Origin of the sequence: Cellulomonas denverensis (genome assembly GCF_012396125.1) — a bacterium.
Lineage (GTDB): Bacteria > Actinomycetota > Actinomycetes > Actinomycetales > Cellulomonadaceae > Cellulomonas > Cellulomonas denverensis.
This window is the reverse complement of the sequence record NZ_JAAXOX010000004.1, coordinates 238,713-256,731: the sequence shown is the minus strand read 5'-3', so window position 1 is coordinate 256,731 and position 18,019 is coordinate 238,713. Positions and strand designations below refer to the sequence as shown.

General features: G+C 72.2%; 16 protein-coding genes. 9 read left to right on the top strand and 7 right to left on the bottom strand.

What is annotated here, in order from left to right:
- Positions 1-147 precede the first annotated feature (147 nt).
- The gene (locus HGA03_RS19350) at positions 148-2,730 is read left to right on the top strand and encodes an ATP-dependent Clp protease ATP-binding subunit (protein WP_168630196.1); all 2,583 of its coding nucleotides are present in this window, start codon (positions 148-150) and stop codon (positions 2,728-2,730) included.
- Between the two features lie 171 nt (positions 2,731-2,901).
- Entirely contained in the window at positions 2,902-3,936 is a 1,035-nt protein-coding gene (locus tag HGA03_RS10440) for a LacI family DNA-binding transcriptional regulator (protein WP_168630195.1), read from the top strand.
- A gap of 13 nt (positions 3,937-3,949) precedes the next feature.
- Here HGA03_RS10440 and HGA03_RS10435 read toward each other — a convergent pair whose 3' ends face one another.
- Entirely contained in the window at positions 3,950-4,576 is a 627-nt protein-coding gene (locus tag HGA03_RS10435) for a TetR/AcrR family transcriptional regulator (RefSeq protein ID WP_168630194.1), read from the bottom strand.
- A 63-nt stretch (positions 4,577-4,639) separates the two neighbouring features.
- Between HGA03_RS10435 and HGA03_RS10430 the strand changes: the two genes are divergently transcribed.
- Entirely contained in the window at positions 4,640-5,668 is a 1,029-nt protein-coding gene (locus HGA03_RS10430) for an ABC transporter permease (protein ID WP_203767021.1), read from the top strand.
- Positions 5,665-7,326 (top strand): ATP-binding cassette domain-containing protein, encoded by a 1,662-nt coding sequence (locus HGA03_RS10425; RefSeq protein ID WP_168630193.1) that lies wholly within the window; start codon positions 5,665-5,667, stop codon positions 7,324-7,326. Before HGA03_RS10430 ends, HGA03_RS10425 begins: the two co-directional genes overlap by 4 nt.
- A 10-nt stretch (positions 7,327-7,336) precedes the next feature.
- Here HGA03_RS10425 and HGA03_RS10420 read toward each other — a convergent pair whose 3' ends face one another.
- The 4 genes from HGA03_RS10420 to HGA03_RS10405 form a co-directional block, all read right to left on the bottom strand.
- Positions 7,337-7,648 carry a HigA family addiction module antitoxin gene (locus HGA03_RS10420; protein ID WP_203767024.1) on the bottom strand — a complete coding sequence of 104 codons (312 nt, stop codon included), beginning with the start codon at positions 7,646-7,648 and terminating at the stop codon, positions 7,337-7,339.
- Positions 7,648-7,926, bottom strand: coding sequence for a type II toxin-antitoxin system RelE/ParE family toxin (locus HGA03_RS10415; protein WP_168630192.1), 279 nt, complete (start codon positions 7,924-7,926; stop codon positions 7,648-7,650). The genes HGA03_RS10420 and HGA03_RS10415 overlap by 1 nt, the downstream gene beginning before the upstream one ends.
- Positions 7,927-7,985: 59 nt before the next feature.
- On the bottom strand, positions 7,986-8,750 hold the full coding sequence (locus HGA03_RS10410) for an ABC transporter ATP-binding protein (protein WP_168630191.1): 765 nt from the start codon (positions 8,748-8,750) through the stop codon (positions 7,986-7,988).
- 142 nt (positions 8,751-8,892) lie between these two features.
- Complete coding sequence (locus HGA03_RS10405) at positions 8,893-10,332, bottom strand: sugar porter family MFS transporter (RefSeq protein WP_168630190.1); 1,440 nt, start codon at positions 10,330-10,332, stop codon at positions 8,893-8,895.
- 256 nt (positions 10,333-10,588) lie between these two features.
- On the opposite strand from HGA03_RS10405, the gene HGA03_RS10400 reads away from it, so the two are divergent.
- The 5 genes from HGA03_RS10400 to HGA03_RS10380 all read left to right on the top strand — a co-directional run bounded on the left by HGA03_RS10400 (position 10,589) and on the right by HGA03_RS10380 (position 14,438).
- Positions 10,589-11,194 (top strand): hypothetical protein, encoded by a 606-nt coding sequence (locus HGA03_RS10400; protein WP_168630337.1) that lies wholly within the window; start codon positions 10,589-10,591, stop codon positions 11,192-11,194.
- 364 nt (positions 11,195-11,558) lie between these two features.
- Positions 11,559-12,179 carry a DUF47 domain-containing protein gene (locus HGA03_RS10395; RefSeq protein ID WP_168630189.1) on the top strand — a complete coding sequence of 207 codons (621 nt, stop codon included), beginning with the start codon at positions 11,559-11,561 and terminating at the stop codon, positions 12,177-12,179.
- Between the two features lie 6 nt (positions 12,180-12,185).
- Entirely contained in the window at positions 12,186-13,187 is a 1,002-nt protein-coding gene (locus HGA03_RS10390) for an inorganic phosphate transporter (protein ID WP_168630188.1), read from the top strand.
- Positions 13,188-13,263: 76 nt separating this feature from the next.
- Positions 13,264-13,758 carry a septum formation family protein gene (locus tag HGA03_RS10385; RefSeq protein WP_168630187.1) on the top strand — a complete coding sequence of 165 codons (495 nt, stop codon included), beginning with the start codon at positions 13,264-13,266 and terminating at the stop codon, positions 13,756-13,758.
- 182 nt (positions 13,759-13,940) lie between these two features.
- Complete coding sequence (locus HGA03_RS10380; protein WP_168630186.1) at positions 13,941-14,438, top strand: septum formation family protein; 498 nt, start codon at positions 13,941-13,943, stop codon at positions 14,436-14,438.
- Between the two features lie 25 nt (positions 14,439-14,463).
- Here the strand turns inward: HGA03_RS10380 and HGA03_RS10375 are convergent, their stop codons facing one another.
- Entirely contained in the window at positions 14,464-15,498 is a 1,035-nt protein-coding gene (locus HGA03_RS10375; protein ID WP_168630185.1) for an NUDIX hydrolase, read from the bottom strand.
- A complete protein-coding gene (locus tag HGA03_RS10370) occupies positions 15,495-17,960 on the bottom strand; it encodes an RNA degradosome polyphosphate kinase (protein WP_239073417.1) in 2,466 nt (821 codons plus the stop codon). Before HGA03_RS10370 ends, HGA03_RS10375 begins: the two co-directional genes overlap by 4 nt.
- Between the last annotated feature and the right edge of the window lie 59 nt (positions 17,961-18,019).

Sequence of the window (18,019 nt, the reverse complement as noted above, 5' to 3'; positions counted from 1 at the left end):
GTGGGGCGGGGGCGGGGGTCGTCACGCCAGCGGCGAACACGGGACGCCCAGCCCCACCCCCGCCGTTAGCATCGAACAACGCCAGCCCTCGGTGTGTCCGGCCAGGACCTGTCCGGCCTCCGGGGACGCCGCTCGTGAGGAGTGCACATGTTCGAGAGATTCACCGACCGTGCCCGTCGGGTGGTCGTCCTCGCCCAGGAAGAGGCGCGGATGCTCAACCACAACTACATCGGGACCGAGCACATCCTCCTGGGCCTGATCCACGAGGGGGAGGGCGTCGCAGCCAAGGCGCTGGAGTCCCTCAACATCTCGCTGGACGCCGTGCGCGCGCAGGTGCAGGAGATCATCGGCGAGGGCCAGCAGGCGCCGAGCGGGCACATCCCGTTCACGCCCCGCGCCAAGAAGGTGCTGGAGCTGTCGCTGCGCGAGGCCCTGCAGCTCGGCCACAACTACATCGGCACCGAGCACATCCTGCTCGGCCTGATCCGCGAGGGTGAGGGCGTCGCCGCCCAGGTGCTGACCAAGCTCGGCGCCGACCTGAACCGGGTGCGCCAGCAGGTCATCCAGCTGCTGTCCGGTTACCAGGGCAAGGAGCCGGTGTCGGCCGGCGGCCCGCAGGAGGGGCAGCCGTCCGGGTCGGCGGTGCTGGACCAGTTCGGCCGCAATCTGACCCAGGCCGCCCGTGAGGGCAAGCTCGACCCGGTGATCGGGCGCGAGAAGGAGATCGAGCGGGTCATGCAGGTGCTGTCCCGCCGCACCAAGAACAACCCGGTGCTGATCGGTGAGCCCGGTGTCGGCAAGACGGCCGTGGTCGAGGGCCTGGCCCAGGACATCGTCCGGGGCGACGTGCCGGAGACGCTGAAGGACAAGCAGCTGTACACGCTGGACCTGGGCGCCCTGGTGGCCGGGTCCCGGTACCGCGGTGACTTCGAGGAGCGCCTGAAGAAGGTGCTCAAGGAGATCCGCACCCGCGGCGACATCATCCTGTTCATCGACGAGATCCACACCCTGGTGGGTGCGGGTGCCGCCGAGGGCGCGATCGACGCCGCCAGCATCCTCAAGCCGATGCTGGCCCGCGGTGAGCTGCAGACCATCGGTGCGACCACGCTGGACGAGTACCGCAAGTACATCGAGAAGGACGCCGCGCTGGAGCGCCGGTTCCAGCCGATCCAGGTCGCCGAGCCGTCGCTGGCGCACGCGATCGAGATCCTCAAGGGCCTGCGCGACCGGTACGAGGCGCACCACCGGGTGTCGATCACCGACGGTGCCCTGGTGGCGGCCGCGACCCTGGCCGACCGCTACGTGAACGACCGGTTCCTGCCGGACAAGGCGATCGACCTGGTGGACGAGGCCGGTGCCCGGCTGCGGATCCGCCGGATGACCGCCCCGCCGGAGCTGCGCGAGCTCGACGAGCAGATCGCCGAGACCCGCCGCGACAAGGAGTCGGCGATCGACGAGCAGGACTTCGAGAAGGCCGCGCGGCTGCGCGACGAGGAGAAGCAGCTCGGGCTCAAGCGCCAGGAGAAGGAGAAGGCCTGGAAGTCCGGTGACCTGGACGCCGTGGCCGAGGTGGACGAGGAGCTGATCGCCGAGGTCCTGGCGCTGGCCACCGGGATCCCGGTGTTCAAGCTGACCGAGGAGGAGTCCAGCCGGCTGCTCAAGATGGAGGACGAGTTGCACAAGCGCGTGGTCGGGCAGAACGCCGCGATCAAGGCGCTGTCGCAGGCGATCCGCCGGACCCGTGCGGGCCTGAAGGACCCGAAGCGGCCGGGTGGGTCGTTCATCTTCGCCGGGCCGACCGGTGTCGGGAAGACCGAGCTGGCCAAGGCGCTGGCCGAGTTCCTGTTCGGGGACGAGGACGCGCTGATCCAGCTCGACATGTCCGAGTTCTCGGAGAAGCACACCGTGTCCCGGCTGTTCGGTTCCCCGCCCGGGTACGTCGGTTACGACGAGGGTGGCCAGCTGACCGAGAAGGTCCGTCGCCGGCCGTTCTCGGTGGTGCTGTTCGACGAGGTCGAGAAGGCACACCCGGACATCTTCAACTCGCTGCTGCAGATCCTGGAGGACGGTCGCCTGACCGACTCCCAGGGCCGGGTGGTCGACTTCAAGAACACCGTGATCATCATGACCACCAACCTCGGGACCCGGGACATCGCCAAGGGCGTGCAGACCGGTTTCCAGGCCGGTGGCGACCTGTCGACGTCCTACGAGCGGATGAAGGCGAAGGTGAACGACGAGCTGAAGACCCACTTCCGCCCGGAGTTCCTGAACCGCGTCGACGACGTGGTGGTCTTCCCGCAGCTGTCCCAGGAGGAGATCTTCCAGATCGTCGACCTGATGGTCGCGAAGCTGGACGCCCGCCTGCGGGACAAGGACATGGGCATCGAGCTGACCGAGGCGGCCAAGAAGCTGCTGAGCGAGAAGGGCTACGACCCGGTGCTCGGCGCCCGGCCGCTGCGCCGCGCGCTGCAGCGGGAGATCGAGGACGTGCTGTCCGAGAAGATCCTGTTCGGCGAGCTGCACTCGGGCCAGCAGGTGATCGTGGACGCCGAGGGCGAGGGCCTGCTCGGCGAGTTCACCTTCCGCGGCGACGACCGTGGCCCGCGGGCCAAGGAGCCGGTGTCGGTGGGCGCGAGCTCCTCGGGCAACCCGGCCTCCGGCACCGACGTGCCGCCGGCCCCGCCGATCGCCTCCTCGGGCGACGGTGGCACCGGGCTGATGCCCGCTTGAGCACGACCAGCACGACAGCGCCGGAGGCCGGGACGCACGCCGCGTCCCGGCCTCCGGTGTGTTCAGTGCCCGGCCAGGCCGGTGCTACTGATGTGACTGGCGACTCATCCGGGTGCTGACACCCCCGGTGGTGCTGTCGCCCCGGGGCCACGAGCGCCTACCGTCGGGGGTATGACGCGCCCGGTGACCCTCAGCGACGTGGCACGGGAGGCCGGTGTCTCGTTGGCGACCGCCTCCCGCGCGCTCAACGGCAGTGCCACCCGCACCGTCGGACCGGAGCTGGCCCGCCGGGTGCACGCGGCGGCCGAGAAGCTGCGGTACGCACCGGACGGGGTGGCGCAGGCGATGGCCCGGGGCCGCACGAATGCGATCGGGCTGGTGGTGCGGGATGTCACCGACCCGATGTTCGGCGCGGTGACCGCCGGGGTGACCGGTGCGGCGGACGACGCGGGCCTGAGCGTGACCCTGGCCAGCACCCGGGAGGTGCCGGGCCGGGAGGCAAGCGTGATCGACGCGCTGGCCCGGCAGCGGGTGCGGGCGATGGTGCTGGTCGGCGGGCCCACCGGCAACGGCGAGGCGGATCTGGCCGCGATGCGGTCGCTGGAGTCGTACCTGGACGCCGGGGGCAGTGCGGCGCTGATCGGGGCGAGTATGCCCGGCACCAGCGGGGTGGACGTCGCCGATCACCGCAGCGCCTCCCGGCTGGCCCGCGAGCTGCACGACCGGGGGTACCGGCGGTTCGTGGTGCTGGCGGCGCCGGATGTGCCGGGGCACGGCACGGACCGGCTGAACGGGTTCCAGTCGACGCTGCGGATGCTGGGCGCCGAACCGCCGCTGGTGCACCGGCTGCCGCGGGTGACCCGGGAGGCCGGACAGCGGGCGATGGCCGAGCTGATCGCCGCCGGGGTGCTGGCCGACCGGGGTGCCGGGGTGCCGCTGGTGTTCGCCATCGCGGACCAGGCGGCGTTCGGGGCGATGGTGGCGCTGCGGGACGCCGGGATGCGGGTACCCGAGGACGTGGCGCTGGCCGGCTTCGACGACGGTCCCGGTGCGGCCGAGGTGACCCCGTCGCTGACCACGGTCCGGTTGCCGCTGGTGGAGGCCGGGCGGGAGGCGGTCGAGCTGGCGCTGGCCGGGGAGGCCGGCCGGACGGTGGTGCTGGACGGGGAACTGATCGTGCGGGACTCGACGCCGGCGCTGGGCTGAGGCCGGGCGGGGCCTAGGGCCGCCCGAGCGCGTCCAGCACCATCGGCAACGGGAGCCGGTCGCCGGGCAGGGTGGTGCCGTCGGGTCGCAGGGCGGCGCGGACCAGGGGCAGCCGGCGGGCAAGCAGGATGTCCTCGATCGCCGGCGGCAGGCCCGGCATCCGGCGCAGTGCCCCGGCGAGCAGCAGCATGATCTCCGCGGCGCCCAGGTCGGGGCGGACCACGCCGTGCTCCTGGGCGGCGCGCAGCACCTGCTCGGCGGCGGCGGCGGTGGCGGCCCGGGCGGCGAGCAGCTCGTCCGGGAAGACCTCCTCGTCCGCGGACCGGGGGACCAGCAGCGGGACCAGCAGCGGTAGCCCGGAGTCGACGATGCCGTCGAACAGGTCCCACCAGGCGGCGGCCGGGTCGTCGTCCATCCGGGCCCGGGCCTGCGCCACCAGCTCGCCGACCCGGGCGATCCGGTCGGCGATCACCGCGCGGACCAGGGCACCGCGGTCGGGGAAGTGCCGGTAGACGGTGCCGACGCCCACCCCGGCGGCCCGGGCGACCGCCTCCATCGAGGTGTCCAGCCCGTCCCGGGTGAACAGACCGCGGGCGGCGTCCAGCACGGCCTGCCGGTTGCGCGCGGCGTCTGCTCTCACGCCGGCCAGGTTACGGGAGATTAACCGGAACCGGAAGTTCCGGTTCGGGTGTAGGGTCGGGCCATGCGAGCGATGATCCTCAAGGAGTTCCGCGAGCTGCGGCGTGACCGCAGGACCGTGGCGATGCTGGTCGTGCTGCCGCTGCTGCTGCTGACGATCTTCGGCTACGCCGCCAACTTCACGGTCGACCACCTGGACACCCTGGTGGTCGGACCGCAGGCCGAGCAGGCCTCGACCATGCTGGCCGGCCAGGACCTGCTCCGGATCGACGACGTCCGCCCCGATGCCGACCGGGCCGACGCCGTCGCCGACCTGGCCGCCAACCGGGCCGACATCGCGGTGGTCACCGGCGGCGAGGTGCCCGAGGTGCTGATCGACGGCAGCAACATCTTCGCCGCGCAGAGCGCGAAGGTGCTGGTGGCCCAGCTCGGCGACCGGGTCCAGGGCGAGGTGCTGTTCAACCCGGACCTGGACACCTCCTGGGTGATGGTCCCGGCGCTGATCGGCCTGATCCTCACCTTCATCGGCACGATCATCACCAGCATCGGGATGGTCAAGGAGCGCGCCGCCGGGACGCTGGAACAGCTGGCGGTGATGCCGCTGCGGCCGGTGGACGTGATCGTCGGCAAGATCGCGCCCTACTTCCTGCTGGCCGCGCTGGACATGGTGCTGATCACCGTGGTCGGCCGGGCACTGTTCGGGGTGCCGTTCCGGGGCAGTGTGTGGCTGTTCGTACTGGCCGGGGCGATCTTCCTGTTCCTGGTGCTCGGGATCGGCGTGCTGATCTCGACCGTGTCGCAGAACGCAGGGCAGGCGATCCAGACCGCGATCCTGGTGCTGCTGCCGCAGATCCTGCTGTCCGGGATGCTGTTCCCGCTGGACGCGATGCCGGGCGGGGTGCGCTGGATCGGCTACTGCCTGCCGCTGACCTACTTCATCGAGCTGGCCCAGGGCGTGATGGTGCGCGGGGCCGGGATCGACTCGCTGTGGCTGCCGCTGGTGGTGCTCGCCGGGATGGCGGTGGCGGTGTTCGGGCTCGCGGTCTGGCGGTTCCGGGCCTCGATCACCCCGCGCCGGGCGGTGGCCCGATGAGCTGGGCCCTGACCGGCGTCACCCTGCGACCGGGGGGCGATCCGCTGGACCTGGAGCTGCCGGCCGGATCGGTCACCGCGGTGGTCGGGGGCGACGGCGCCGGCAAGACCTCGCTGGCCCGGCTGGTGGTCGGGCTGGACCTGCCGGCCGCCGGGACGGTCCGGGTGCCGGGTCGGGACGCACTGGGCTTCATGCCGTCCAGCTCCGGGGTATGGGGCGATCTGTCGGTGGCGGAGAACGTCGACCTGGTGGCCCGCACCCACGGCCTGCGTGCCGACGACGACCGGGTGCGGCGGCTGCTGGCCGGTGCGGACCTGGACCGGTTCACCGCTCGCCTGGGTCGGCAGCTCTCCGGCGGGATGCGGCAGAAACTCGGCTTCTGCCTGGCGCTGCTGCACGCCCCCGAGCTGGTGGTGCTGGACGAACCGTCCACCGGTGTCGACCCGGTCAGCCGCACCGAGCTGTGGCGGATGATGACCGAGGCCGCCGCCGACGGCACCACGGTCCTGTTCACCACGACCTATCTGGACGAGGCGGAACGGGCTGGGCAGGTGCTGGTGCTGGACCGCGGCTCGGCGCTGTACACCGGCGATCCGGGTCGGGCCTGGACCGCCCTGCACGGCAGCATCCGCACGGTCGAGGGGGAGGCCACCGGACCGAGCTGGCGGCGCGGGCGGGTGCGGCGCGAGCTGGTCGGCGGACCGGGCACGGGGGAGGCGCCGGACCTGGAGGACACCGTGATCGGGCTGACCCTGGAGCACCGGGGCCCGGAGGCCACGGGTCCGTCCGCCGAGCCCGCCCCGAGCGGTCCCGGGACCATGTCGCAGGGCTCCGCCGTCGAGGTCCGCCACCTGGTCACCGCCTTCGGCGACCAGCGGGCGGTGGATGACGTCTCGCTCACCCTGCGCCCGGGCCAGGTGCTCGGCCTGCTCGGCGCGAACGGGGCCGGCAAGACCACCCTGATCCGCACCGTGCTCGGCCTGCTCGCCCCGGACGGTGGCGAGATCCGGGTGCTGGGCGGTCCGGTCACCCGGCAGGTGCGGCGCCGGATCGGCTACGTGCCGCAGGGCCTCGGGCTGGCCACCGACCTGACCGTGGCGGAGAACCTGGGCTTCGTGGCGGAGGTGTTCGGTGCGGAGCCGGTGGTGCCCGCCGAGCTGGCGGACGTCCGCGACCGGCTGGTCGGGCGGCTGGGGCTGGGCGTGCAGCGGCGGACCGCCTTCGCCGCGGCGCTCGGCCACGGCCCGGAACTGCTGGTGCTGGACGAGCCGACCTCCGGGGTGGACCCGCTGGCCCGGGCGGCGCTGTGGGACAGCGTCCGGGCGGCCGCGGAGGCCGGTGCCGCGGTGCTGGTCACCACGCACTACATGCAGGAGGCCGAGCAGTGCGACGAGGTGGTGCTGATGGCGCGCGGCCGGGTGGTCCGGCAGGGCACCCCCGCCTCGCTGACCGCCGGGGTGCCCGCGGTGCAGGTGGTCACCGCGGACTGGTCCGGCACGGTGCGCACGCTGTCCGCCGCCGGGTTGCCGGTGGCGGTGGACGGCCGGGCGCTCCGGGTCGCCGGGGTCCCGCTGGACCGGGTGCGCGCCGTGCTGCCGGACGCCGAGCTGCGCGAAGTCCCGGCCCGGCTGGACGAGGTGATGGTGCTGGCCGGCTGACCCGGTCGGATCACGCCACCAGGTCCGGCAGGGGGCGCAGGTCCGCGCCGGTGCCGGCGCTGCGGGCCCGGGCGAGGTCATAGGCGTCCTGCATGGACAGCCACGACTCCGCCGAGCGGCCCAGCACCTTCTCCAGTCGCACCGCCATCTCCGGGGTCACCCGTGCGGTGCCGGCGAGCACGCGCGTCACCGAGGTGGGCGCCACCCCGAGCGCGCCCGCGAGCTGGCGGGCGCTCAGGTTCAGCGGCGTCAGGTAGGTCGCCTCGATGAACTCGCCCGGGTGGGGCGGGTTCGCCATGGCCGTCAGGTTCTCGTCGCTCATCAGTGGTAGTCCTCGTAGCTCACGACGTACGCGTCGCCCTGGGCGAACTCGAACGTCATCCGCCAGTTCGCCTGCACGGTGATGGACCACCGTCCGGCCTGGTCGCCTTTCAGTTCGTGCAGCCGATAGCCGGGCAGGTCCATATCCTCGATCCGGCTCGCCGTGTTCAGCGCGGCGAGCTGCATCCGTAGCCGCCCAGCATGCGCCGGGATGACCCCGGCCTTGGAGCCCGTCTCGAAGAACAGCCGGAGCCCCTTGTGCTGGAACGACTTGATCACCGAGCAAACGTAGCGCGTTGCGCAACGCGCGACAAGAGCCGACGCGCATCCGATACCGGCTAGCGCAGCCCGCCGATCGCCTCCGGCAGTGCCTCGGCCAGCGCCCGGGTCTCCTCGTGCTGCGGCTCGGTCATCAGCCGGCGCACCGGCCCGCTCTCCACGATCCGGCCCTCGGCCAGCACGTGGGTGACCGAGGTCAGCCGGTCGACCATCCGCAGGTCGTGCGAGACCACCAGCAGGCCGACCCCGGCCGCGGTGAGCTCGGCGATCCGGTCGGTGACGGTGTCGCGCAGCGCGGGGTCCAGGGCGGTGGCGGGCTCGTCCAGGATCAGGATCTCCGGCCGGGTGGCCAGGGCGTTGGCCAGCACCACCCGCTGCCGCTCGCCGCCGGACAGCGACTGCAGGGTGCGGGCCAGGAAGCGCGGTTCCATGCCGACGGTGGCCAGCACGTCCGCGGGCTGCTGACCGGTGGCCAGACCCGCCTTGCGGGCGTCGTTGAGGGTGTTCAGCAGCAGCCGCTCCACGCTCGTCCGCGGGTCGGCGCCGGACAGGCCCTCCTGGTGCACGGCCCGCACGGTGGTGCGGAAGTGCTTCTTCTCCTTGCGGGACAGCCGGGAGACGGTGCGCCCGCCGTAGGTCGCGCGGCCCTGGGTGGGCTTGTTCAGCCCGAGCAGCACCCGGATCAGGGTGGACTTGCCGGCGCCGGAGCTGCCGATCAGGCCGATGGTGTCACCGGGGGCGAGGGTGAGGTCGACGCCGGTCAGCACTGGGGCGCCGCCGTAGCCGGCCCACACCTGCTGGGCGACCAGGGGAGTGCCGGTCATCGACGGACCTGCGGGGAGGGGAGGCAGCTGGGCACGATCTTCCTTTCCATCGCGGGGTGAACGAGCCGGCGGCCTCCAGGGTTCCACACCACGACGGCCCGGCCGCCCACTCAGGCGGACCGGGCCGTGCGTGAGTGGTCGTTCAGCGGCGGCGGGCCGGGGGCAGGTTCTCCATGTCCTCCAGCTCGACGCCCTTGGTCTCCGGCACCTTGCCCAGCACGAAGACGAAGGACAGCCCGGCGAAGATCGCGTACATCAGGTACGGACCGGTGGCGCCGAACTGGTCCAGCAGCGGCGGGAAGGTCACGGTGATCAGGAAGTTCGCGATCCACTGCGCGGCGGCGGCCACCCCGAGGGCGGCGGCGCGGATCCGGTTCGGGAACATCTCGCCCAGCAGCACCCAGACCAGCGGGCCCCAGGACGCGCCGAAGAACACCACGAAGGCATTGGCCGCGACCAGCGCCACCGGACCCCAGGCGCCGGGCAGCGACACGTCGTCGCCGGAGCCGGAGGACTGGGTGAAGGCCAGCGCCATCACCGCCAGGGAGATGGTCATGCCCGCGGACCCGGTGAGCAGGATCGGGCGGCGGCCGACCTTGTCGATCAGGGCGATCGCGATGAAGGTGACCGCCACATTGGTGACCGAGGTGATGGTGGAGACCAGGAACGACTGGCTCTCGTCGAAGCCGACCGCCTGCCACAGTGTCGTCGAGTAGTAGAAGATCACGTTGATCCCGACGAACTGCTGGAAGACCGACAGCAGGATGCCGGTCCACACCACCGGCAGCAGGCCGAACCGCGGGCCGCGCAGGGTCGCCTTCTGCGCGTTCTCCTGGTCCTTCTTGATCGACTGCTCGATCTGCGCCACCCGCTCGGCGGGGTCCTCGTCGGCGCCGAGCACGCCCTCCAGGACCTTGACCGCGTCGTCGTGCCGGCCCTGGGCCACCAGGTACCGCGGGGACTCCGGGATCCGCAGCGCGAGGATGCCGTAGATCGCGGCCGGGATCACCGCGACCAGGAACATCCACCGCCACGCCTCCCAGCCCAGCCAGAGCACCTCGGAGGCGCCACCGGCGGCCTCCTGCAGCAACTGGTCGGACAGCAGTGCCGCGAAGATACCCAGCGTGATCGCGAGCTGCTGCAGCGAGCCGAGCCGGCCACGCAGCGCTGCGGGGGCGATCTCCGCGATGTAGGCCGGGGCGATCACCGAGGCGATGCCGATGCCGACACCGGCCAGCACCCGCCACAGGATCAGGTCCCAGACGCTGAACGCCAGCGCGGACAGGATCGAGGAGATGAAGAACAGCACCGCGCCGAGCACCATCACCTTGGTGCGGCCCCAGTGGTCGGCCAGCCGGCCACCGGCCCAGGCGCCGAGTGCACAGCCCAGCAGCGCGACGGCCACCGCGAACCCGGTCAGGGTGGACCCCAGGTCGAACTGGCCCTGGATCGCGTCCACCGCGCCGTTGATCACGGAGCTGTCGAAGCCGAACAGGAATCCGCCCACCGCGGCGGCGATCGCGAGTCCGATCGCCTTGTTGTGCGCGGGGTGCCGGCCCTGCGCGGGTGTACTGCCTGTCATGACGACATCCTTCCGACGCGCGGGACCGACGGCCGGTGCACATCGTTGGGCGCCGGTCGAGGGCTCTCCCACCTTTGACCAGGTCGGCACGTCCCGCACCCGGAACGGCCTCCCGGGACGTTAGCGCCGGTCAGCGCGATGCGCGCGGCGAGGGGCGGGATGTGAGTGCTCCGGCGTTGGCCACGGGTGGCGGTGCGGCGGACAATTGCCGGTGATGAGTGCCGACCAGCCCCGCCCCCGTTTCCGCCGACCGGCCATGCTCGACCCGCAGTCCGCGGACCAGATCCCCGGTGGGATCGATCCGGCGCTGCGCTCGCGGGTGGCGTACACCACGGCGGCGGCGCTGGTGCACGGCGGACGGGCCGGTGCGGAGGAGGACCCGGCACTGCTCGATCGCCTGGTGCACCTGGTGGAGTCCGAGGGTCTGGACACCCTGGCGGCGCTGTGGGCGGACTGCCCGGCGACCACCCTGCCGGGCACGCTCTGGCGGCTGTACGTGCTGCGGGAGTGGGTGCGGCGCGACCCGGGCACCCTGGCCGAGCGGTACCGGCTCGGCCTGGACGCGGCGCAGGTGTCGCACGCGGTCGCCGGAGTGGTGTCCCCGCCCGGGCCGGACGAACTGCGCCAGGTGCTGGACGCGGTGCTGTCCGGGGTCTACACCGGCGACCTGGCGGTGGCCCTGGAGCGCGGGGCGGCGTTCTGCCGGGTGCTGGCCACCGGCGCCGCCTTCGACGCCGACCACCTGGACTTCGCGGATGCCGACGCGGCGGGCCGGCTGACCCGGGGCGCCGACGGACTGTTGCGCACCGCCGAGGAGCTGGAGCACGCCGCCGGGCTGTGGCGGGCCGACCTGCTGGAATGACGCATTCCCATGCGGCGGGTGGGATGTCTCACGCCCCCGCCGGGTGACGTCCGGGCCGTGGCGAGTAAAATGGACATCGACGTCGGGCCGCGGTAAGCCCCGGGCTCCAATATCAGCCGCTTCGAGCGGCCACGCGCCGAGAGGCGCTTCCCGGTCCGGCGTCGCTCATCCGTTCCGATCTCCCCGACTGCGCGTGTCGTGAGCGACGAAGCTCACACCGCTGCCGGGACCTCGGTCACACCGCCCGCGCTGATCAGCGGGGAGGCATCCGTCGTTCACCCGGCGTTCATCTTGAGGGTTGCGTGTTCACCCGTTGGCTGCCCTAGCCTGTGCCTGACCAGAGCCCTCTCACTGGGAGCCCCCCGTGCGCCTGCGCCTCACTCCGCGCGACACCTCGTTCTTCGACCTCCTCGCCGCCTCGGCGTCCCACCTCGTCACCGGCGCGAATCTGCTCGCCGAGCTGCTCGGGGCGGACCGGTCGACCCGCAAGTCGATCGCCAAGCAGATCAACGAGGTCGAGCACCTGGCCGACGAGGCCACCCACTCGATCATGCGGCGGCTGAACCAGACCTTCGTCACCCCGTTCGACCGGGACGACATCTACGGCCTGGCCTCCGCGCTGGACGACTGCATGGACTTCATGGACGAGGCGGCCGACCTGATCGTCCTCTACAAGCTGGATGAGCTGCCCAAGCGGGTGTCGGACCAGGTGCAGGTCCTGCAGCGGTGCGCCGAGCTGACCGCCGACGCGATGCCGCGGCTGCGCTCGATGGACTCCCTCGGCGAGTACTGGGTCGAGGTGAACCGGCTGGAGAACCAGGCGGACAAGTCGCACCGCAAGCTGCTCGCCCAGATGTTCGACGAGATCGCCGACCCGATCCTGCTGATGAAGCTGAAGGAGGTCGTCGAGAAGCTGGAGGACGCGGCCGACGCCTTCGAGAAGGTCGCGAACACCGTCGAGACCATCGCGCTCAAGGAGTCCTGAGCTCCCGTGGAGATCGCGCTCGTCGTCGTGGTCGTCGCGTTCGCGCTCGGCTTCGACTACACCAACGGCTTCCACGACGCGGCGAATGCCATCGCGACCTCGGTGTCCACCCGGGCACTGACCCCGCGGGCGGCGCTGCTGATGGCGGCGGTGTTCAACCTGGTCGGTGCGCTGCTGGGCACCCACGTGGCGACCACCATCGCGCACGACATCGTCAGCATCGACGACGTCGCACCCCATTCCGGTCTGGTGATCGTGCTGTCCGCGCTGGTCGGGGCGATCACCTGGAACCTGATCACCTGGTGGCTCGGCCTGCCGTCGTCGTCCACGCACGCGCTGATCGGCGGCCTGGCCGGGGTGGGCGTCGCGTCCGGGATCACGGTGCACTGGTCGGCGATCCTGGACAAGGTCGTCATCCCGATGGTGGTCTCCCCGCTGATCGGCTTCGCGCTCGCGTTCGCGGTGATGGTCGGCGTGCTGTGGCTGGTGCGCCGGGCGTCCCCGGCGCCGGCCCAGCGCCGGTTCCGGATCGCGCAGACCGCCTCGGCCGCCGCGATGGCGCTCGGTCACGGTCTGCAGGACGCGCAGAAGACGATGGGCGTGATCGTGCTGGCCCTGGTGGCCGGTGGCTTCCACGACGGCGACTCGATCCCGCTGTGGGTGAAGCTGGCCGCCGCGGGTGCGATCTCGCTGGGCACCTATTCGGGTGGCTGGCGGATCATGCGCACCCTGGGCCGCAAGATCATCGAGCTGGACCCGGCCCGCGGCTTCGTGGCCGAGTCGGTGTCCGCGATCGTGCTGTACGTGAACGCCTACTGGCTGCACGCGCCGGTGTCGACCACGCACACGATCACCTCCGCGATCATGGGTGTCGGCGCCACCAAGCGGCTGTCGGCGGTGCGCTGGGGCGTGGCCAAGAGCATCGGCGCGGCCTGGGTGCTGACCATCCCGGCGGCGGCGTTGGTGGCCGGTGTGGTCTACATGGTGTTGCACGCCATTCTGGGCTGACCGTCACCCGTTCGGACTAATCGCTCGAATCACCCGAAGTGGACGAATCGCTTCGATGTCCGGTTCACTGCGGGGCATGTCTGTGCGGAAGCTGAACCTCACCTATGTCCTCGGTGGCCTGGCTGTGGCCACCCTCGCCCTCTCTGGTTGTTCCACCTCCGCGCCGGAGGCCCAGCGCGACGAGTCCTCCGGTGAGATCACCGCCTCCGCCGACGCGGACGTGTTCAGCGTCGCAGTCGGCGACTGCCTGGACCTGTCCGCCGGTGCGCTGGAGGAGGAGGTCTCCTCGCTGCCGACCGTGCCCTGCTCCGACGAGCACGACTCCGAGATCTACGCCGAGAAGGTCCTCCCGGAGGGCGACTTCCCGGCCGACATCGAGGAGCAGGCCGCCCAGTTCTGCTACGACGAGTTCGCCGGCTTCGTCGGGCTGTCCTACGAGGAGTCCTCGCTGGAGGTCCAGCCGATGACCCCGCTGCAGGAGGGCTGGGAGCAGGTCGACGACCGCACCATTCAGTGCATCCTGATGAGCCCGGAGCGGATCACCGGGACCCTGGAGGGCTCCGGGGTCTGACGATCCGGCACACCACTCAGACGGCGCGGCCCCTACGGGGGTCGCGCCGTTCGTCATGGCGGCGTCGTGCGGATCGGGTCTGAGTGGTCCGCTCAGCGCGTGGGCCGAGCGCCCTCACCGGGCCCCGGGACACCACCCGGGTCCCGCGGTGCCGGCATCTGGGGGTTGCTGTACTTCCGGCCATGTCCCTCTTCTCAACCCCGGTCCGGCGTGCCGCAGTGGTCGCCGCGGCCCTCCTGACCGTCACGATGCTGGCCGCCTGCAGCTCCGACGACGCCGAGCGCGACGAGTCCACCGGTGAGATCACCGAGGCCTCCGACGCGAGCGTGTTCTCCCTGCGGGTCGGGGACTGCCTCGACTACGCCTCGCTCGGCAGCGGCGACATCTCCACCGCGGGCACCATCCCGTGCGATGAGGCCCACGACGTGGAGATCTACGCCGAGCTCGAGCTCCCCGAGGGCGACTTCCCGGGTGAGGACGCCATCGACGAGCAGGCCTCCCAGTTCTGCTACGACGAGTTCGCCGGGTTCGTCGGCCTGTCCTACGAGGAGTCGGGGCTCGACTTCATGCCGCTCCAGCCGCAGCAGGACGGTTGGGAGGGCGCCGACGACCGGATCATCCAGTGCCTGCTGGTCTCCCCGTCCGACGTGACCGGCACCCTGCGCGACTCCGGCATCTGATCCGCACGGAGCGGCGCCCGCCGGGTCAGGGCAGGTGCCGCTCCACCGCCTGCACCCGCAGCCGGCCCTGCTGGTCCGGGGCGGTGGCGACGTGCGCCACCAGCATCTCCCCGGGCCGCAGCCACGGGTCGGCGGTGGGCAGTGCCGCCCGGGCCTTGCCGCGCGCCCGGTCGGCGATCACCCCGACCACGGTGGGCAGCACCGGCCGGTGCGTGCACAGCGCCAGGTCCACCACACCGGCCCGCTCGGTGATCAGCGCCTCGACCGCGGCGGCGGTGCCGGCCGGATCGTCGCGGTGGGCGTGTTCGGTCAGCGGGGCCAGCTCGGTCACCGGCAGCCCCGCCGCGGTGGCATAGGGCTCGACGGTGCCCCGGCAGCGCGCCCACGGGCTGCTGACCAGCTCGGCCACCCCGAAGGCGGACAGCAGCGGCACCAGGCCCTCCGCCTGCCGGCGACCCACCGGGGTCAGCGGACGGGTCTGCTCCGCGCCGTCGTGCGCCGCCCGGCTGCGGGCCCGGCCGTGCCGCACCACCACGAACGCCCGGGTGTCCAGGCGGCCGCGCTGGTGCGCCTTCACCAGGGTGTCCAGCGGTTCGGTGTCCGCCCGCCGGGTCAGCTTGCGCCGGGCGACCGTGGCGTCCATCCAGGCCACCCGGTCGATCTCGCTGGCCTCGGCGTGCGCGAACGGCGGCCGGGCGTGCAGCGCCGGGCCCTCGGGGCGACCGGCGACCTGGGCCGCCCAGTAGTGCACCCGCTTGTGCCGGCCGTCGGACAGCGCGTACTCCAGGCCGGGCAGCGGGCGGCCGAGCACGATCGGCAGGCCGGTCTCCTCCTCGACCTCCCGGATCGCGGCGACGGTGACGTGCTCCTCGGGTTCGACCTTGCCCTTGGGCCAGGACCAGTCCCGGTAGCGCGGCCGGTGCACCAGGGCGACCTGCAACCGGCCCTGCCGCACCCGCCACACCAGGGCCCCGGCCGCCTCGACCAGCTGGGGACGCTTGGCCTCCCGGGCGGTGCGGGCGGCACGGGCCGCGTCGGCGACGGTGGTGCCCGGGCTCATCGACCCGCGCCCAGCCGACGGCGCTGCCGGTAGATCAGCGCCGACTGCAGGTCGCGCAGCCGCCCCTCCTCACCGAAGGCGTGCCGGGTCCACACCCCGTCCGGCCCGAGGTGCCAGGTGGAGGTCGCATCCGACATCGACTCGTCCATCAGGTCGACCAGCTCGGCGATCTGCTCCGGCTCGGCGATCCGGACCAGGGCCTCCACCCGGCGGTCCAGGTTGCGGTGCATCAGGTCCGCGGAGCCGATGAACACCTCCGGGCCCGGGATCAGCACGTCGGACTCCTTGCCGCCGTCGACCAGGTCCTTGCGCATCCCGCCGTCGGCGCAGAAGGCGAACACCCGCGAGTGCTCCAGGAACCGGCCCAGGATGGACCGCACCCGGACGGTCTCGGACAGGCCGGGCACCCCGGGCCGCATCGCGCAGATCCCGCGCACCACCAGGTCGATCGGCACGCCGGCCCGGGAGGCCCGGTACAGCGCGTCGATGGTCTCCTCGTCCACCATCGAGTTGACCTTGATCTTGATCCAGCTCGGCCGTCCCTCGCGGGCCGCCTGCGCCTCGCGGTCGATCCGCTCGATCAGGCCGGAGCGCACCGAGCGCGGCGCGACCAGCAGCCGGTGGAACCGGGACTTGGGCGCGTAGCCGGACAACTGGTTGAACAGCCGGGTCAGGTCCTGGCCGACATCCGGGTCGCAGGTGAGCAGGCCCAGGTCGGTGTACAGGCGCGCGGTCTTCGGGTTGTAGTTCCCGGTGCCGACGTGGCAGTAGCGGCGCAGGCCGTCCGACTCCTGCCGGACCACCAGCGAGAGCTTGGCGTGCGTCTTCAGCCCGACGATGCCGTAGACCACGTGCACCCCGGCCTGCTCCAGCTTGCGTGCCCAGCCGATGTTGGCCTGCTCGTCGAACCGGGCCTTGATCTCGACCAGCGCCAGCACCTGCTTGCCGGCCTCGGCGGCGTCGATCAGGGCGTCCACGATCGGCGAGTCACCGGAGGTGCGGTAGAGCGTCTGCTTGATCGCCAGCACCTTCGGATCGGCGGCGGCCTGCTCCAGGAAGGTCTGCACCGAGGTGCTGAACGAGTCGTAGGGGTGGTGCAGCAGGATGTCCCGGGCCCGGATCGCGGCGAAGACGTCGCTCGGGGTGGCGGACTCCACCTCGGCCAGGAACCGGTGCGTGGTCGGCACGAACTTCGGGTACTGCAGGTCCGGGCGGTCCAGGTCGGCGATCAGGTTCAGGCCGGTGTGGTCCAGCGGCGCGGGCAGCTGGTACACCTCCTCCTCGACCACCCCGAGCTCGCGGATCAGCAGCTGGCGGATCCGCGGGCTGATCGACCGGGCCACCTCCAGCCGGACCGGCGGGCCGAACCGGCGGCGCAGCAGCTCCTTCTCCAGCGCCTGCAGCAGGTTCTCGGCATCGTCCTCCTCGACCTCCACGTCCTCGTTCCGGGTGACCCGGAAGGTGTGGTGCTCGCGGATCTCCATCCCCGGGAACAGGTAGTCCAGGTGCTGGGCGATCACGTCCTCGATCGGGACGAAGGACATCGGCCGCTTGTCCATCGGCGCCTGCCCGGCGGTGGCGCTCGGCCGGCCCTTGGCGTCCACCGCGATGTAGCGGGGCAGCAGCGGCGGGACCTTGACCCGGGCGAAGTGCTCCTTGCCGGTGGTCGGGTTGCTCACCACGACGGCCAGGTTGAGCGACAGGCCGGAGATGTACGGGAACGGGTGCGCGGGGTCGACCGCCAGCGGGGTCAGCACCGGGAAGATCTGCTTGCGGAAGAACTTGCGCAGCCGGTCCTGCTCGGCGTCGCCCAACTCCTCCCAGCGCACCAGCGTGATCCCCTCGGCGGCCAGCGCGGGCTGGACCTGCTCGGTGAACACCGCGGCGTGCCGGTCCATCAGCTCGTGCGCGCGCTCGGAGATCGACTCCAGCACCTGCCGCGGGCTCAGCCCCGAGGCCGCGGTCACCGCCAGCCCGGCGGCGATCCGGCGCTTGAGGCCGGCCACCCGGACCATGAAGAACTCGTCCAGGTTGGAGGCGAAGATCGCCAGGTAGCGCACCCGCTCCAGCAGCGGCTGACCGTCGTCCTCGGCCATCTCCAGCACTCGCTGGTTGAACGCCAGCCAGGAGATCTCCCGGTCCAGGAACCGGTCGTCCGGCAGCGGGTCGGCCACCACCGGCGGCGCGGGCTCACCGTCGGTGGGCGCGATGTGCTCGGCGATGTGCGCGGCCAGCTCCGGTGCGAGCGGGCGCGGGTTGCGGGCGCGCCCGTCCCCGGCCTGCCCGGCGTCGGCGGCGGGTTCCGGGGCGGTGCTCGCGGCGGCGGCACCGCGGGCGGGCGACCGGCGGCGGGTGCTCGCGGTGCTGCTGCGGCCGTTGGCCGTCTGACGCCCGCTGGTGGCCGCGGCGGTGCCGGTCCGGCGGGTGCGACCGCGGGGAGGCTGGTCCGGGTTGTCGCTCATCGCCCCATGGTGGCACCCGAAGGTGTCCGGTGGGTGACCGAGCGCGGGACCGGGTGCCG